Annotated in this window: 13 protein-coding genes; 5 read left to right on the top strand and 8 right to left on the bottom strand. The window is 73.8% G+C overall.

The window, feature by feature from the left end:
• Nucleotides 1–24 precede the first annotated feature (24 nt).
• The 3 genes from IEZ03_RS01130 to IEZ03_RS01120 form a co-directional block, all read right to left on the bottom strand.
• On the bottom strand, nt 25–1,464 hold the full coding sequence (locus tag IEZ03_RS01130) for an aldehyde dehydrogenase (protein WP_184882925.1): 1,440 nt from the start codon (nt 1,462–1,464) through the stop codon (nt 25–27).
• 128 nt (nt 1,465–1,592) lie between these two features.
• A complete protein-coding gene (locus tag IEZ03_RS01125) occupies nt 1,593–2,027 on the bottom strand; it encodes a cytidine/deoxycytidylate deaminase family protein (RefSeq protein ID WP_184882926.1) in 435 nt (144 codons plus the stop codon).
• Nucleotides 2,020–2,706 (bottom strand): RibD family protein, encoded by a 687-nt coding sequence (locus tag IEZ03_RS01120; RefSeq protein WP_184882927.1) that lies wholly within the window; start codon nt 2,704–2,706, stop codon nt 2,020–2,022. The genes IEZ03_RS01125 and IEZ03_RS01120 overlap by 8 nt, the downstream gene beginning before the upstream one ends.
• 117 nt (nt 2,707–2,823) lie before the next feature.
• Here IEZ03_RS01120 and IEZ03_RS01115 point away from each other — a divergent pair, with 117 nt between their 5' ends.
• Both IEZ03_RS01115 and IEZ03_RS01110 read left to right on the top strand, forming a co-directional pair.
• Complete coding sequence (locus tag IEZ03_RS01115; protein ID WP_184882929.1) at nt 2,824–3,951, top strand: exonuclease SbcCD subunit D; 1,128 nt, start codon at nt 2,824–2,826, stop codon at nt 3,949–3,951.
• Nucleotides 3,948–6,971: an AAA family ATPase gene (locus IEZ03_RS01110; protein WP_184882931.1), complete on the top strand. Its 3,024-nt coding sequence runs from the start codon at nt 3,948–3,950 to the stop codon at nt 6,969–6,971. The genes IEZ03_RS01115 and IEZ03_RS01110 overlap by 4 nt, the downstream gene beginning before the upstream one ends.
• A 42-nt stretch (nt 6,972–7,013) precedes the next feature.
• Here IEZ03_RS01110 and IEZ03_RS01105 read toward each other — a convergent pair whose 3' ends face one another.
• The 5 genes from IEZ03_RS01105 to IEZ03_RS01085 all read right to left on the bottom strand — a co-directional run bounded on the left by IEZ03_RS01105 (nt 7,014) and on the right by IEZ03_RS01085 (nt 11,917).
• Nucleotides 7,014–7,334 carry a GroES family chaperonin gene (locus tag IEZ03_RS01105; protein ID WP_184882934.1) on the bottom strand — a complete coding sequence of 107 codons (321 nt, stop codon included), beginning with the start codon at nt 7,332–7,334 and terminating at the stop codon, nt 7,014–7,016.
• Nucleotides 7,335–7,414: 80 nt separating this feature from the next.
• Complete coding sequence (locus IEZ03_RS01100) at nt 7,415–8,365, bottom strand: DMT family transporter (RefSeq protein ID WP_184882935.1); 951 nt, start codon at nt 8,363–8,365, stop codon at nt 7,415–7,417.
• 130 nt (nt 8,366–8,495) lie between these two features.
• Nucleotides 8,496–9,263, bottom strand: a complete 768-nt coding sequence (locus IEZ03_RS01095) for an SDR family NAD(P)-dependent oxidoreductase (protein WP_184882937.1) — start codon at nt 9,261–9,263, stop codon at nt 8,496–8,498.
• Nucleotides 9,264–9,321: 58 nt separating this feature from the next.
• Entirely contained in the window at nt 9,322–10,761 is a 1,440-nt protein-coding gene (locus tag IEZ03_RS01090) for a flavin-containing monooxygenase (RefSeq protein WP_268248509.1), read from the bottom strand.
• Between the two features lie 154 nt (nt 10,762–10,915).
• Nucleotides 10,916–11,917 carry a diacylglycerol/lipid kinase family protein gene (locus IEZ03_RS01085; RefSeq protein ID WP_229807907.1) on the bottom strand — a complete coding sequence of 334 codons (1,002 nt, stop codon included), beginning with the start codon at nt 11,915–11,917 and terminating at the stop codon, nt 10,916–10,918.
• Between the two features lie 137 nt (nt 11,918–12,054).
• Between IEZ03_RS01085 and IEZ03_RS01080 the strand changes: the two genes are divergently transcribed.
• From IEZ03_RS01080 to IEZ03_RS37420, 3 genes are all read left to right on the top strand, one after another.
• Nucleotides 12,055–13,074, top strand: a complete 1,020-nt coding sequence (locus IEZ03_RS01080) for an alpha/beta hydrolase (protein ID WP_184882941.1) — start codon at nt 12,055–12,057, stop codon at nt 13,072–13,074.
• Between the two features lie 20 nt (nt 13,075–13,094).
• Entirely contained in the window at nt 13,095–13,982 is an 888-nt protein-coding gene (locus IEZ03_RS01075; protein ID WP_184882943.1) for an amidohydrolase family protein, read from the top strand.
• 149 nt (nt 13,983–14,131) lie between these two features.
• On the top strand, nt 14,132–15,238 hold the full coding sequence (locus tag IEZ03_RS37420) for a glycoside hydrolase family 12 protein (protein WP_221480637.1): 1,107 nt from the start codon (nt 14,132–14,134) through the stop codon (nt 15,236–15,238).
• The last annotated feature ends 84 nt before the right edge of the window (nt 15,239–15,322 follow it).

Genomic DNA, 15,322 nt, shown 5'->3' with positions numbered 1-15,322 from the left:
ACCGAAGATCCCGTTTTCAGGTGATTATCCGGCCGCGGGGTGCGGGATCGACTTGTGCTCCAGGTAGGCGTGCAGGCCCTCGGGGCCCAGTTCGCGGCCCAGGCCGCTGCTCTTGTAGCCGCCGAACGGGGTGTTCGGGTCGAGGGTGTACATGTTGACGCCGCAGCTGCCGGTGCGGATGCGGCGGGCGACCTCGACGCCGTGGTCGACGTCGGCCGTCCAGACCGAGCCGCCCAGGCCGTACTCGCTGTCGTTGGCGATGCGGACGGCGTCCGCCTCGTCGTCGTAGGGGATGAGGACGAGGACCGGGCCGAAGATCTCCTCGCGGGCGATGCGCATGTCGTTGGCGACGTCGCCGAACACGGTCGGCGCGACGTACCAGCCGCGGTCGTGCGGGCGGTTCAGGCCGCCGGTGATCAGCTTGGCCCCCTCGTCCTGCCCGACGCGGATGTAGTTCTCCACCCGCTCCTGCTGCCGCCTGGCGACGAGCGGGCCGATCTCGGTGCCGTAGTCGGCGGGGTCGCCGACGGCGAGGCCGCCGACCATGGCGGCGAGGGCGTCGGCCACCTCGTCGTAGCGGCGGCGGGACGCGAGGATGCGGGTCTGCGCGGCGCACGCCTGGCCGTTGTTCATCAGCGCCGCCAGCTTGAAGCCCTCGACGGTGGCGGCCAGGTCGGCGTCGTCCAGGATGATCGCGGCGGACTTGCCGCCGAGTTCCAGGGTGACGCGCTTGAGCTGCTCGCCGCAGACCGCGCCGATCTTGCGTCCGGCGGCGGTGGAGCCGGTGAACGAGACCTTGTCGACGTCCGGGTGCGCGACGAGGTGCGCGCCGACCTCGCGGCCCGCCGGGACGATGTTGACGACCCCGGCCGGGATCCCGGCCTCCTTGATCCACTCGGCGAGGAGGTAGGTGTCCAGGGGCGTCTCGGGGGACGGCTTGGCCACCACGGTGCAGCCGGCGATGAGGGCCGGGGCGAGCTTGAGCATCAGCGTGAACTGCGGGACGTTCCACGGGACGATCGCCGCGACAACACCGGCCGGCTCCTGGGTCACGGTGACCGGGCCGAGCATGCCCTGCCGCTCCTCCTCCCACGTGTAGGAGGCGGCGAGGTCCACGTAGTACTGCAGCACCATCTGCGGGATGGCGGCCTGGCCGAACACCGAGAACATGATCGGCGAGCCCATCTCGGCGGTGACGAGGTCGGCCATCTCCTGCTGCCGCTCGGCGTAGATGGACGACAGCCGCCCGACGATCTCGGCGCGCTCCGCGGGCGTCATCCGCGGCCAGGGGCCCTCGTCGAAGGCGCGCCGCGCGGCGGCGACCGCCGCGTCGATGTCGGCCTCGGTGCCCTCGGGCACCCTGCCGAGGACCTCCTCGGTGTGCGGGGAGATGACGTCGATCGTGCCGGTGCCGGCCGGTGCGGCCCACTCGCCGCCGATGAACAGCCGATCGTGCTCACGCATGCTGCCGTGCCTCCTGACCGAGTGCTTGCTTGGGGTGCTTGCTTGGGGCACAGCATCGCACGCCGGCCCGCCCGGCGGAAGAGCGATGAGACTCGCGTCTCACCTGGAGTCTGCTCCGGCTGGAGCGGTCAGAGAAGGTGGGTGTTGGGTTCGCGCGCGCGGGGGGCCAGGTCGGGGATCTCGGTGAGCGCGACGCCCGCCGACGTGAGGATCTCCGCGCCCCTGCCCTCGGTGAAGAGGGCCGGTTCCCGCCAGGCGAACACGACGCGCCGCACGCCGGACGCGACGATCAGCTCGGCGCACGGCCGGGGCCGGGACGCCCGGTGCCCGCACGGTTCGAGGGAGCTGTAGACGGTCGCGCCGGCCAGCTCGCCGGCCGTCTTGGCGAGGGCGGCCTCCTCGGCGTGGTCGTGCGGGTCGTCCTCGCGGGAGAAGCCGCGCGCGATCTCCCGGCCGTCCGCGCCGACGATCACCGCGCCGACGGAGAACGCGGTGGCCGACGGCGGGCACAGCCTCGCCAGGTCGCACGCCAGCTCCAGCCAGGCCCGGTCGGGGTCACCCACGCGCGTTCCCGACCAGGTAGCGCAGCAGCGCGAGGTCGCCGATGCGGGTGGCCTCCGCGAGCCGCATCGGGCGCTCCGGCGACTGCGGGAACACCCCGGACCGGACGAAGCGCGGCGCCGCCGGGTCGCCGATGAAGAACGGCGCGACCACGAGCTGCAGCTCGTCCACCAGGTCCGCGGTCAGGAACAGCGTGTGCACCCCGCCGCCGCCCTCGACCATGAGCCGCCGGACGCCCCGCGCGGCCAGGTCGCCGAGCACCCGCGGCAGCGACAGGGGGTCGCCGGCGTCCACGACCTCGGCGAGGCCGTCCAGCCGCGGCGCCAGCTCCCCGGCCGCGGCGGACGGCGCGTACACCAGCTTCGGCGCGTCCCCCGTGGTGAAGAACCGCGCGCCGGGGTCGAGGTCGCCGCTCCAGGTCAGCGTCACCTTGGTCAGGTCGGCCGGCTGCCCGCGCGCGACCCGCTTGGCGCGCCGCGCCTCGGAGCGGATCAGCAGTTTGGGGTCGTCGGCCCGGACGGTCCCGGCGCCGACGAGGATGGCGTCGCAGCCGGCGCGGACCGCGTCGACGCGGTCGAAGTCCGCGGCGCTGGACAGCCGCAGCCGCTCCGGGGTCGCGTCGTCGATGTAGCCGTCTGCGGACATCGCGCAGCTCAGCAGCACGTACGGACGATCACTCACGCCGCAACCCTACGGGAGCCCCGGCGGCCGGGGCCGCGCGGCCATCGAAGATCGTTTGGGATGACACGGCGTTTCTGCGCGGGATGTGTCGGAGGGGGTGCCTATGGTTGCTGCGACATGCGATTCCTGCACACCTCCGACTGGCATCTCGGCAGGTCCTTCCACCGCGAGGACCTGCTGGCCGCGCAGGCGGCGTTCGTCGACCACCTGGTCGCGACCGCCGCGGCGGAGCGGGTCGACTGCGTGCTCATCTCCGGGGACGTCTACGACCGGGCGCTGCCGCCCGTCGACGCCGTCCGGCTGTGCGACGAGGCGCTGCGGCGGCTCGCCGCCCTCACCCGGGTGGTGCTCATCGCGGGCAACCACGATTCGGCGCGGCGCCTCGGCTTCGGGGCGGAGTTGATGGACGACGCGGGCGTCCACATCCGCACCGACTTCGCCCGGGTCGGGGAGCCCGTCATCGTCGGGGACGCCGCCGTCTACGGCATCCCCTACCTGGAGCCCGAACTCGTCCGCCACCCCTGGGACCTGGACGAGCGCAGCCACGCCGCCGCGCTCACCGAGGCGATGCGCCGCATCCGGGCGGACGCCGCGGGCCGCGCGGAGCGGCCGGTCGTGCTGGCGCACGCGTTCGTGACCGGCGGCGAGGCCAGCGAGAGCGAACGCGACATCTCGGTCGGCGGGTCGTCGCAGGTGGCGGCGTCGGTGTTCGAGGGCGCCGACTACGCGGCGCTCGGCCACCTGCACGGCCGGTGGAGCGTCACCGACCGCGTCCGCTACTCGGGCTCGCCGCTCGCGTACTCGTTCTCCGAGGCCGACCACGTCAAGGGCTCCTGGCTGGTCGAACTGCGCGACGGCGCGGTCGCGGCCGAGTTCGTGGAGGCGCCCGTCCCACGCCGCCTGGCCCGCCTCAAGGGACGCCTCGACGACCTGCTCACCGACCCCTCGCACGAGCCGCTCGAAGACCGCTGGCTCCAGGTCACGCTCACCGACCCGCGCCGCCCGTCCGCCGCGATGGAGCGGCTGCGCCGCCGGTTCCCGCACGCGCTCGTCCTCGGCTTCGAGCCGGAGGGCGGCGGGACGGACGGGGCCCGCACCTGGTCCGAACGCGTCCGCGAACGCTCCGCCCTGGAGATCGCGGACGACTTCGTCGCCGAGGTCACCGACGGCCCCGCGACCGAAGCCGAGCGGGCCCTCCTGCACGAGGCGTTCGAGCACTGCCGCCGCCGGGAGGCCCTGGCGTGAGGCTGCACCGGCTGCGGATCACGGCGTTCGGTCCCTTCTCCGGCACCGAGGAGATCGACTTCGACGCGCTGTCGGACGCCGGGCTCTTCCTCGTCCAGGGCCGCACCGGCGCCGGGAAGACGAGCATCCTCGACGCGGTGTGCTTCGCGCTGTACGGGCAGGTCCCGGGCGCGCGCAACGCCGCGAAGGGGCTGCGCAGCGACCACGCGGCCCCCGGGACGGGCCCGTCCGTGGTGCTGGAGACGACGATCCGCGGCCGCCGCCTGCGCATCACCCGGTCGCCCGCGTGGGAGCGGCCGAAGCTGCGCGGCACCGGGACCACCGCCGAGCACGCCAAGGTCATCCTGGAGGAGCTCGAGGACGGCACGTGGGTCGGGCTCACCACCCGGCTCGACGAGGCGGGCGACCTCGTCTCCCGGCTGCTCGGGATGACGGCCGTCCAGTTCTGCCAGGTCGCACTGCTGCCGCAGGGCGAGTTCGCCGGGTTCCTGCGGGCCGGGGCCGACGAGCGCCGCAGGGTCCTGGAGCGGCTCTTCGCGACCGAGGTCTTCACGCAGGTCGAGAAGTGGCTGGCCGACCGGCGGGCGGCGAGCGGGCGCGAGGCCGCCGAGCTGGGCGCGGCGGCGTCCTCGATCGCCGGCCGCATCGCCGAGACGACGGGCGCCCCCTCGCCGCTCGGGGAGCGCCCGGCGGTCCCGGCGCCGCGCCGGCCCGAGCCCGCCCCCGAACCGGCCGCCGACATCGAGGCGCTGCCCGCGTGGGCCGCCGAGCTCGCCGCCGGCCACGCTGACGTCCGCGCCGTCACCGCCGAGCTGCGTCAAGAAGTCAAGACACAGCTCGAAGCCGCCCGCCGGGCACTGGAGGACGCCAGGGCCCTCACCGACCGGCAGCGCGGCCACGCCGACGCGCTCGCCCGCCGGGACGCCCTGCGCGCGCACGCCGAGGAGAAGTCGCGCATGGCGTCGCGGCTGTACGCCGCGGAGCGCGCCGGCCGGGCCGTCCCGCTGGTGCACGCCGTCCAGGCCCGGCACGCGGAGGCGCGGCGGGCGCGCCGGTGGGCCGACGAGAAGCGCGCCGAGGCCGGGGCGCTCCTGCCGCCGAACGCCTCGGAGGACGTGCTGGTCAAGGCCGAGCGGGCCCGCCGTGACGAGATCGCGAAGCTGGAGCGCGCCCGCGGTGAGGTGGCCAGGCTCCGGCAGGTCGAGGACGAGCGGGCGGCGCTGGCCCGCGAGCTGGCCGAGCTGGAGCCCAGGGAGGCGCGGCTCGCCGCGACCCTCGCCGAACTGCCCGGAATCGTCGCCGCCCGCCGGACCGAGCTGGAAGCGGCCAACATCGCGGCGGCGGGACGCCCCGGAGCGGAGGCCGCCGTCCAGGAGGCCGGGCGGCGGCTCGACGCGGCGCACCGCCGCGACCAGCTGGAGCATCGCCTCGCCGAAGCGGAGGCGGGGTACCGGTCGGCGGTCGATGCCGCGCAGGCGGCCAAGGAACGGGTCCTCGACCTGCGGCAGGTGCGGCTGGACGGGATGGCGTCCGTCCTCGCCGGGGAGCTGCGGGACGGCGAGCCCTGCCGGGTCTGCGGCTCGACCGAGCACCCGGACCCCGGCGCGCCGTCCGGCGACATCCCGGACGAGGCGGAGATCGAGCGCGCGCAGGCCGAGGCGGACGAGGCCCAGGAGGCCCGGGAGCGGGCCGGGACCGCCCTGGAGGGGTTGCGTTCCGAACGCGACCATGCGCTGGAGACCGCCGGGGAGGCCGACGCCGAGACCATCGCCGGGGAACTCGAAGAGGCGGAACTGGCGCTGCAGGCCGTGAACGCCCGCGCGGCGGAGGCCGAACGGCTTGAGGGTGCTCTCCTCCGGGACGAGCAGGAACTCGAAAACGTCCGCGAGGAGCACGAGGCGGTCTCGCGCGACCTCGCGGCGAACCGCGCACGCGACCCGGATCTCGCGGTGGAGCAGGCCAGGCTGTCCGCCGAGCTCGACGAGGCGCGCGGCGAGGACGCGACGATCGAGGCGCGCATCGCCCGGCTCGGTCGCGAGGCGGGCGTGCTCGCCGCGACGATCGAGGCGCTGCGCGAATCCGACCGCGCCGCCGCGGAACTGGCCGCCGCCCGCGAGAACGCGAGGGCCGCCGCCGAGGCGGAGGGGTTCCGCACCCCGGAGGAGGTCCTCGACGCCGCGCTGCGGGACGAGGAGCAGGGCGCCCTGCGCGACAAGATCCGCCGCTTGGACAACGAGGAGGCCGCCGTCCGCGACCGGCTCGAGGACCCGGCACTGGTGAAGGCGGCGGCAGAGCCCGCCCCGGACCTGCCGGCCCTCGAAGCCGCGCTGGCCGCGGCGGAAGCGGCGCACACCGGGGCGGCGAGCGCCGCCGACCGCGCCCGGCTGCGTCGTGACCGGCTGGCCGATCTGCGTGCTGAACTCGGCGAGGCCGTCGGCGCGTGGCGTCCCGCGGCCGAGCGCCACGAGGTGGCCGAGCGGCTCGCGGGCCTGACGTCCGGCAAGCACGCCGCGAACCGGCACGCGATGTCGCTGTCGGCGTACGTGCTGGCCGCCCGCCTGGAACAGGTCGTCGCCGCCGCGAACGAGCGGCTCTCGCGCATGTCCGGCGGCCGCTACGCCCTCATCCACACGACGGAGAAGGCGGCGGGCGACCGCACGAGGGGCGCCGGCGGGCTCGGCCTGCGGATCGCCGACGCCTGGACGGGCATGGAACGCGACCCGGTGACGCTGTCGGGCGGCGAGTCGTTCATCACCTCCCTGTCGCTGGCGCTCGGCCTCGCCGACGTCGTCACCGCCGAGGCGGGCGGCACCGAGATCGGCACGCTGTTCGTCGACGAGGGCTTCGGCACCCTCGACGAGGAGACGCTCGACGAGGTCATGGACGTCCTCGACGGCCTGCGCGACGGCGGCCGGGCCGTCGGCGTCGTCAGCCACGTCGCCGAGCTGCGCGCCCGCATCCCCGCGCAGCTGCGCGTCACCAAGGACCGCGCCGGCTCCACCGCCATGGTCACCGTCTGACGGGCCGCCCGGCTCCGCGGCCTCCTGCGGGCGGCCGGGACGTCACAGGTAGAGGCCGGTGCCGTGCTCCGGACGTTCGCTGGCGATGGCGTGCAGGTCCCGCTCGCGCATGACGAGGTAGTTCTCGCCCTGGATCTCGACCTCGAACTGGTCGCCCGGGTGGTACAGCACCCGGTCGCCGGGCTTGACGACGCGCACGTGGTGGCCGACCCCGCAGACCTCGCCCCAGACCAGGCGGTTGGCCTGCTCCACCGTCGCCGGGATGACGATCCCGCCGGTGCTGCGGCGCTCACCGCCGTCCTTCTCGCTTTTGATCATGACGCGGTCGTGGAGCATCTGGACTTCGAACTTAGGCTCGGACACGCTGGGGAGTTTATCCGCCGCCCCGGGGCAGAACGTTCCACGAGCATGCGGTGCTCTCCGCCCGCCCGGAGCGCCCCGGTTCAGCGGACGGCGGGCAGGTACCGGTCGCCCCCGGCGTGCGGCGGCTCGGGCGGGCCCGGGTCCTCGTGCCGGGGGAACATGATCAGCGCGACCAGCGCCAGCGCGAAGCCGCCGGTCCGCAGCAGGAACGGCACGGTCTCGCGCGGCCAGTCCTCGCCGAACAGGACGGTGCTGCTGAGGATCAGGTACGTCCGGCCGATGACGGTCAGCACCACCGCGATGATCGCGATGCGGCAGCGCTGCAGGGCGACCTGCAGCTGCCCGAGCGCGATCGCGGCGGCCCCGATCGTCAGCCACGGGTAGGCGGACTCCAGCACCGCCAGGAGGCTCCCGGTGTCCATGTAGACGATCGAGATGCCGCGGATGCCGGCCTCGGCGAGCCCGGCGCACGCGCCGGCGCCGACGCCGTAGGCGACCCCGGCGAGCTTGCGGGCGTGCCGGCCGCCGGCGCGCCGGTCCCCGACGAGCCAGACGAGCGCGGCGATGACGATGGCCGGGGCGCAGATCGCCAGCATCGTCCACGGGCTGAGGAGCGTTCCCACCAGCGTGTGCTCCGCCCGCACCTCGCCCTTGGACGTGGCCGAGAGCCCGATCAGGATCGTGGCGAGGACGAACAGCGCGACGCTGGTCCACTCCCGCCCGCTCAGCCGCTCGCCGAGGAAGCGCACCGCGAACCAGACGAGGAGCACCAGGCCCGCCGCGAAGATCGGCTGCACGACGGGCAGCGGCACCCGGGAGAACGCGACGACCTCGTACCCGAGGCCGAGGAAGAGCAGGAGCCCGCCGCCCAGCCAGATCGGGTCGGTGAGCATGAGCCGCGCGACGCGGAACGGGCGGCTGCCGCGCAGCGGCTCCATGCGGCGGGCGGAGATCCGGAAGACGAGGAACGCGATGTAGTAGATGGTCGTGGCGAGCAAGGCCAGGGCGGCGTAACCCAGGTCGTGACCCATCGGGGGAGGAACCTCTCGACAGACGGCAAGGGCTGGACGGGTGTCGTTCGCGCGCCAAACCGAATCGACCTGCTCGCCAGCTTGCCCTGTTACTCCGCCCGGTACAAGGGCGGGGCCCCTGACCGCAAGATCACTTGTATTTACGCCCCGTGGTGGAGGACATCCGCGCGAGCAGGCCGCGGGGCAGGAGCCGGCTGGCGCCCACGATCGCCTTGTACTGGGGGCTGGGGACGCTCACGAGGACTCCGCGCCGCAGATCGCGCAGCGCGGCGTCGACGACGTCGTCCTTGTCAAGCCACATGAAGTCCGGGACGTCCGACATGTCCATCTGAGCGCGTTCGTGGAACTCGGTGTGCACGAAGCCCGGGCACAGCGCCATCACGCGCACCCCGCCCCCCGAGCGCGCCCGGATGTCGGCGGAGACGCCCTCGCTGAAGCTCACCGCCCACGCCTTCGACGCCCCGTAGGTGCCGCGGGTCGCGAACGCCGACACCGACGAGACGTTGATGACGCCGCCCCGCCCGCGCTCCAGCATCCCCGGCAGGGCCGCGTGGGTGAGCCGCAGGACGGCCTCGCAGTGCACCCTGAGCATCGTCAGCTCGTCCGCCACCGGGACGTCGAGGAACTTGCCCCGGTTGGCGAACCCGGCGTTGTTGACCAGGAGGCCGACGTCCTCGCGGACGCGCTCCTCGGCGGCGGTCAGGCCCTTCTCGGTGGACAGGTCGGCGGTCAGCGTCTCGGTGCGGACGGCGTAGGTCTCGTGCAGCTCCGCGGCGGCCCGCTCCAGCCGCGCGGTGTCGCGGGCCAGCAGGACGAGGTCGAATCCGTCGGCGGCGAGCCGGCGGGCGAAGGCGGCACCGATCCCCGCGGTGGCACCGGTGATGAAGGCGGTCGGCATGGGCCGAGCCTATGCCGACCGCCGGGTGGTCCGGGGCGTGCCAGGGCACATCAGGGGCTCACCGGGCGGCGGCCCTCGCCCGGAAGTGCCCCGGGTCGGGACGCCGGGTGGCGCGGCGGTAGGCGAAGGTGAACCCCGGCCAGTTGTTGACGACCTTGCCGTCGGCGGTCATGTACCAGCTGTCGCAGCCCGTCTCCCACACGGTCGAGCGCATCCGCTCCCGCATCTCCCGGGTGAACGCGTCCTGCACGTCCGGCCGCACGTCGATCCAGTCGAGCCCGTGCCGGCGCAGCACCTCCACGCAGCCGACGATGTACCGGAACTGCGACTCCAGCATGTAGATGATCGAGTTGTGCCCGAGGTTGGTGTACGGCCCGTACAGCAGGAACAGGTTGGGGAAGCCGCTGACCGTGATGCCGAGGTGCGCCTCCGCGCCGTCCCGCCACGCCTCGTTCAGCTCCCGGCCGTCCCGTCCGACGATCTTCATCGGGGCGAGGAAGTCGCTGGTCTGGAACCCGGTGCCGTACACGATGACGTCCACGCCGTACTCGCGTTCGGCGGTCCGGACGCCGGCCGGGGTGATGCGCTCGATCGGGTCGGTGACCAGGTCGACGTGCGGGCGGGCGAGCGCCGGGTAGTAGTCGTTGGAGATGAGGATCCGCTTGCAGCCCAGCGGGTAGTCGGGGACGAGGGCCCTGCGCAGGGCGGGGTCGTCCACACCGTCCTCCAGCGTCTTCCTGAACCGGCTCTCCACCATCGACAGCAGCTTCGGGTACTTGAAGAACCCGATCGCCCGCGACTCGAGCAGCGCGTAGATCCGGGCCCGGTTCAGCTCGTACAGGCCCGGCACGTTCCCGAGGAGGGCCTGCTGCCACGCCCGGTACGGCTTGTCGGGCTTGTCGATCACGTAGGGCGCGGACCGCTGGAACAGCCGCAGCTCCGCAGCCTCCTTGGCGACCTCGGGGACGAACTGGACCGCGCTCGCGCCCGTGCCGACCACCGCGACCCGCTTGCCGCGCAGGTCGGCGCCGTGGTCCCAGCGGGCGGAGTGGAAGCTCGTCCCGGTGAACGAGTCGCGGCCCTCGATGTCCGGCAGGACCGGCCGGTTGAGCTGCCCGCACCCCGAGACCAGGACCCGCGACTCCAGCACGCCGGAGGTCGTGGAGATCCGCCAGAGGGCCCGCTCCTCGTCGAACCGCGCCTCGGTCACCTCGGTGCCGAACCTGATCCGGTCGAGCACGCCGTACTTGCCGGCGCAGTGCCGCAGGTATTCGAGGATCTCCGCCTGCGGCGGGAAGCGCCGCGTCCAGTCCGTCTTCCGCTCGAAGGAGTACGAGTACAGGTGGGAGGGGACGTCGCAGGCGGCGCCCGGATAGGTGTTGTCCCGCCAGGTGCCGCCGAGACCGTCCGCCTTCTCCAGGATCACGACGTCGTGGATCCCGGCCTCCCGCAGCCGGATCGCCATCCCGATCCCGCCGAACCCGCTTCCGATGATCACCGCACTGTGCACCATGGGCCGTCCGAACCTCATTCTGTAACGGTCTCCATGAGCGTAGGTGACCATGAGGTCACTGAACAGACGTCGCCCGGTTCCGGCTCGATGGGCCCGTGCCGCGCGGGCGAACGGCCGCGGGCGGTAGCCGCCCGCGGGATCAGGTGTCGCCGAAGCTCTGCGGGACGATGACGCGCAGCGCGTTGCCGTGCAGCCGGATCGACACGGGGGTGCGGCCGCGGATCTCGCCGTCCACGTCCACCCGCAGCGGCGGATCGGTCTCGATCCGCACCTCGTCGGTGGTGAGGAAGGCGTCCTCCCGCAGGCTCCGCCGCTGGCCGGTGAGGACGTGCCGCGCCGTCGCCGAGGCCAGCCGCAGCCGCCGCTCGTCGCCCAGCCGGTAGACGGCGAGCAGCCGGTCGTCGGGGCTGGCGTCGCGGGCGATGCGCTGCCCGCTCTGGTGCGCCCCGTTGGCGATGTTGAGCTGGTGCGTCGCCAGCTCCGCGGTCTCGCCGTCGATCGTGATGCGGGCGGTGAAGGCCCGGTGCCTCGGCAGCAGGGCCGCCGCCGTCATGCCGTAGGCGGAGCGCCCCACGACCCGCTTGAGCGCGTGCGGGACCCGGTCGGCGACGTGGACCGACAGGCCGAGGCTCACCATGTTCGCGAAGATGTGCTCGCGCTCCTCGCCCGGTCCGTCGCCCCTGGGGTCGCCGGTGCTCTCGAACCAGCCGACGTCCACGTCGGCGACCTTCCCGCCGCCCGGCCGGCCGAGGGCGAGCGTCCGGATCGCGCCGGGCAGGTCCATCGGCAGTTCCAGGCTGCGCGCGAAGTTGTTGGTCGTGCCGAGCGGCAGCACGCCGAGCGCGATGTCGCGGTGCGCCAGGTGCCCGACGGCCTCGGTGATCGTGCCGTCCCCGCCGCCGACGACCACGAGGTCGGGCTCCAGGGCGAGGACGTCGGCGAACAGCTCGCGCAGCCGGGTCGGGTCGGTCACCGGGAAGACGTGCGGGAACTCGATCCCCGACTCGCGCAGCATCCGGCGCGCCCTGCCGTAGAGCCGGCGGCCCCGCCGGGACCGCGAGTTGATCACCAGGGCGGCGCGCCCGCCGGCCGCGATCGCCGATTCCAGCTCGGCCTTGCTCCGCATCTCGGCGCTCCGCATCTCGACCGGTGCTCCCTCGTCCGCGTCATACCGGCAGTGAACGTGGACCGGGACCCCGGCCCGGTACTTTATAAACCCTTAACCGGCCGTTGAAACATGCCCGCAGGTGGGGACCATTACAGGTGACGTACATCTGAATGACCCGGGGCGTGAACATGGGGCTGCGCGGCTTTGCGGGAGTTGGGTTCGTCCTCGGAGTCGCCGGGCTGACGGCGTCCATCGCGGCCGGCGGCGCCGCCCGCTCGTCCGTCCTCGCCGACGACGGCGCGGCCGTGGTCGGCGAGCGCCGGCCCCGCCGCCGGGTGCTCGATCTCGCGATCCGCTCGCCCGTCCTCGCGGGCACCGGCCGCGCCCGCCTGCTGCTGCCGCCCGCCTGGTCGCGGGACGCGGCGCGCAGGTGGCCGGTGCTGTGGCTGCTGCACGGCGCGGGCCCGCGCCGGGCGGGCCACACCGCCTGGAGCGACCACACCGACATCGAGGAGCTGACCGAGGACGCCGACGTGATCGTCGTCATGCCGGACGGCGGGCCGTGCGGCAGCTACACCGACTGGTGGAACCGCGGCGGTGGCGGCACCCCGCAGTGGGAGACGTTCCATCTGCGGGAGCTCCGGCAGATCCTCGAACGCGGGTACCGCGCCGGGCCGGACCGCGCCGTCGCCGGCAACGCGATGGGCGGGCTCGGCGCGCTCTCGTACGCGGCCAGGCACCGCGGCCTGTTCCGGGCGGCGGCCTCGTTCAGCGGGCCCGTCCACACGCTGCACCGCGAACCGTGGGGGCTGGACGTCGCCGACCTCGTGGAGCTGGGCGTCGCGGTCGGCGCGCCGTCCCTCGACTGGACGGACGTGTGGGGCGACCCGGTCGAGCAGCGCGTCGTGTGGCGGCAGCACAACCCGTACGACCTGGCCGACCGGCTCGCCGGGGTCCGCGTCCACGTCAGCGCCGGCGACGGCACGCCCGGCCCGTACGACCCGCGCCCCGGCACCGGCCCGGACGCGCTGGAGGCGCTCGTCCACACCGTGTCGCTGGAGTTCGCGGGCAAGCTGCGGAAGCTCGGGCTCCCGGTGTCGACGCACTTCTACCGCGGCACGCACAGCTGGCCGTACTGGCGCCGCGAGCTGCGGGCCGTCCTGCCCGCCCTGCTGGCGGAGATCACCTGATCTCCGGCTAGGGTCGGGACGTGACCGAACCTCGTTCTGATTCCGGGGTGCCCGCGTTCTGGCGGGCGCTCGGCCTGCCCGGCATCATCGACGTCCACGTGCACTTCATGCCGCAGCGGCTGATGAGCGCGGTCTGGGAGTACTTCGACGGGGCCGGCCCGCTGATCGGCACCGACTGGCCCATCCGGTACCGGGACTCGGAGGAGGAGCGCCTGGCGTTCCTGCGCGGGCTCGGCGTCCGCGCGTTCACCTCGCTGCTGTACCCGCACCGCCCCGGCATGGCCGAGTCGCTGAACGAGTGGGCCGCCGGGTTCGCCGCCCGCGTCCCCGAATGCGTCCAGACCGCGACGTTCTTCCCCGAGCCCGGCGTCGAGGACTACGTCGTCCGCGCGCTGGACGCCGGAGCACGGGTCTTCAAGGTCCACCTCCAGGTCGGCGGGTTCGACCCGCGGGCCAAGGAACTCGACCCGGTGTGGGGGACCCTCGCCGACGCCGGCGTCCCGGCCCTCGTGCACGCCGGGTCGGGCCCGGTCGCCAACGGGTACACCGGGCCGGGGCCGTTCGGCGAGGTCCTCGCCCGGCACCCGCGCCTCACCACGATCGTCGCGCACCTGGGCGCGCCGGAGTTCGACGGCTTCTTCGCCCTCGCCGACCGGTACGACCGCGTCCACCTGGACACGACGATGACCTTCACCAGCTTCGGCGAGCTGGGTGCCTTCCCGCCCGCGCTGCTGCCCATGCTGCGCGACCTCGGCCTTGCGGGGCGCATCCTGCTCGGCACCGACTTCCCGAACATCCCCTACCAGTACGCGCACCAGCTGGAGGCGCTGGCCGCCCTCGACCTCGGCGACGACTGGCTCCGCTCCGTCTGCTGGCACGGCCCGGCGGCGTTCTTCGGCCTGTCCTGACCGCGCGGACCGCCGTTTCACGAGTTTTCACGCCGGACGGCTGGTCATCGGCGCCGGGGCCGCGGGGCGCCGGCCCCGTCCTTGACAGTTCGCGCGGCCGCCGAGAGTTTGGGAGCGCTCCCACTGTTCACCGAATGAGGTGTCCCCGCATGAAAGCGCGTCTGAAAAGCTGCGCGGTTCTCGCCGCCCTCCTCCTGGCGATTCCCCTGGCGCTGTTCTCGTTCGTCGCGCCCGCCGGCGCCGCGACCCAGCTCTGCGGAGCCACCGACACGGTCTCCGTCGCCGGCGGCGAGTACATCGCCCAGAACAACATCTGGGGCGCGGACACGCCGCAGTGCATCACGGTGGACGGCACGTCCTTCACGGTCGACTCGGCCGGCCACTCCAACTCCACCAGCGGCGCCCCGGCCGCGTATCCGTCGCTCTTCAAGGGCTGCCACTGGGGCCAGTGCACCACCGGCAGCGGCTTGCCCGTCCAGGTGGACGGCGACATGCCGTCCGTCACGACCGACTGGAGCACGACCCTGCCCGGCTCGGGCTCGTACAACGCCGCGTACGACCTCTGGTACAACACCGCTCCCGCCACGACCGGGGCGCCGGACGGCGCGGAGATGATGATCTGGCTGGACTACAACGGTCCCGTCCAGCCCGCCGGGACGCGGGTCGCGAGCGGCGTGCAGATCTCCGGCGCCACCTGGGACGTGTGGACCACCCAGATGGACTGGCGGTACATCGCCTACGTCCGCACCGCCGGCACCGCGTCCGTCGACGACCTGGACCTGCGGGCCTTCACCAGGGACGCCGTGGCGCGCGACGCCGTCGAGGAGGACTGGTACCTGATCGACGTCGAGGCCGGGTTCGAGATCTGGCAGGGCGGGCAGGGCCTGCGGACGAACGCGTTCTCCGTCGACGTGGGCGGCACCACCGACCCGCCGACCGACCCGCCTGGGGACGGGCGGCAGTGCTCGGCGACGCTGCGCACCGACAACTCCTGGAACAGCGGGTTCACCGCGACCGTGACCGTCACCAACACCGGGGACGAGCCGCTGTCCGGCTGGACCGCGGACTGGACGTTCACCGGCGGCCAGCGCGTCGTGAACGGCTGGAACGCCACGGTCACCCAGAGCGGCGCCGACGTCCGCGCCGTGAACGCGAACTACAACGGCGCCGTCCCCGAAGGCGGATCGACGAGCTTCGGATTCCAGGGGAGCGGCCCGGCACCGGGTCAGCCGGCCGTCACCTGCACGGCCGGGTGACGCCCGCCCGGGCGATCGACCAACCGACCCCCGCCGGACCCGCGGCGAGCCGTCGCCCCCGTGGCCCTCATGACGGCGGCTCGC

It is taken from the genome of Actinomadura livida (genome assembly GCF_014648675.1).
GTDB classification, from domain to species: domain Bacteria; phylum Actinomycetota; class Actinomycetes; order Streptosporangiales; family Streptosporangiaceae; genus Spirillospora; species Spirillospora livida.
The sequence above is the reverse complement of the archived record's forward strand: the minus strand, read 5'-3'. Positions and strand labels throughout refer to the sequence as shown.

What these genes read in the sequence shown, in the direction of transcription:
- IEZ03_RS37420 (WP_221480637.1), top strand. Translation starts at nt 14,132, where the DNA reads ATGAAAGCGCGTCTGAAAAGCTGCGCGGTTCTCGCCGCCCTCCTCCTG.
- IEZ03_RS01115 (WP_184882929.1), top strand. Translation starts at nt 2,824, where the DNA reads ATGCGATTCCTGCACACCTCCGACTGGCATCTCGGCAGGTCCTTCCAC.
- IEZ03_RS01085 (WP_229807907.1), bottom strand. Translation starts at nt 11,917, where the DNA reads ATGCGGAGCGCCGAGATGCGGAGCAAGGCCGAGCTGGAATCGGCGATC.
- IEZ03_RS01100 (WP_184882935.1), bottom strand. Translation starts at nt 8,365, where the DNA reads ATGGGTCACGACCTGGGTTACGCCGCCCTGGCCTTGCTCGCCACGACC.
- IEZ03_RS01095 (WP_184882937.1), bottom strand. Translation starts at nt 9,263, where the DNA reads ATGCCGACCGCCTTCATCACCGGTGCCACCGCGGGGATCGGTGCCGCC.
- IEZ03_RS01130 (WP_184882925.1), bottom strand. Translation starts at nt 1,464, where the DNA reads ATGCGTGAGCACGATCGGCTGTTCATCGGCGGCGAGTGGGCCGCACCG.
- IEZ03_RS01080 (WP_184882941.1), top strand. Translation starts at nt 12,055, where the DNA reads ATGACCCGGGGCGTGAACATGGGGCTGCGCGGCTTTGCGGGAGTTGGG.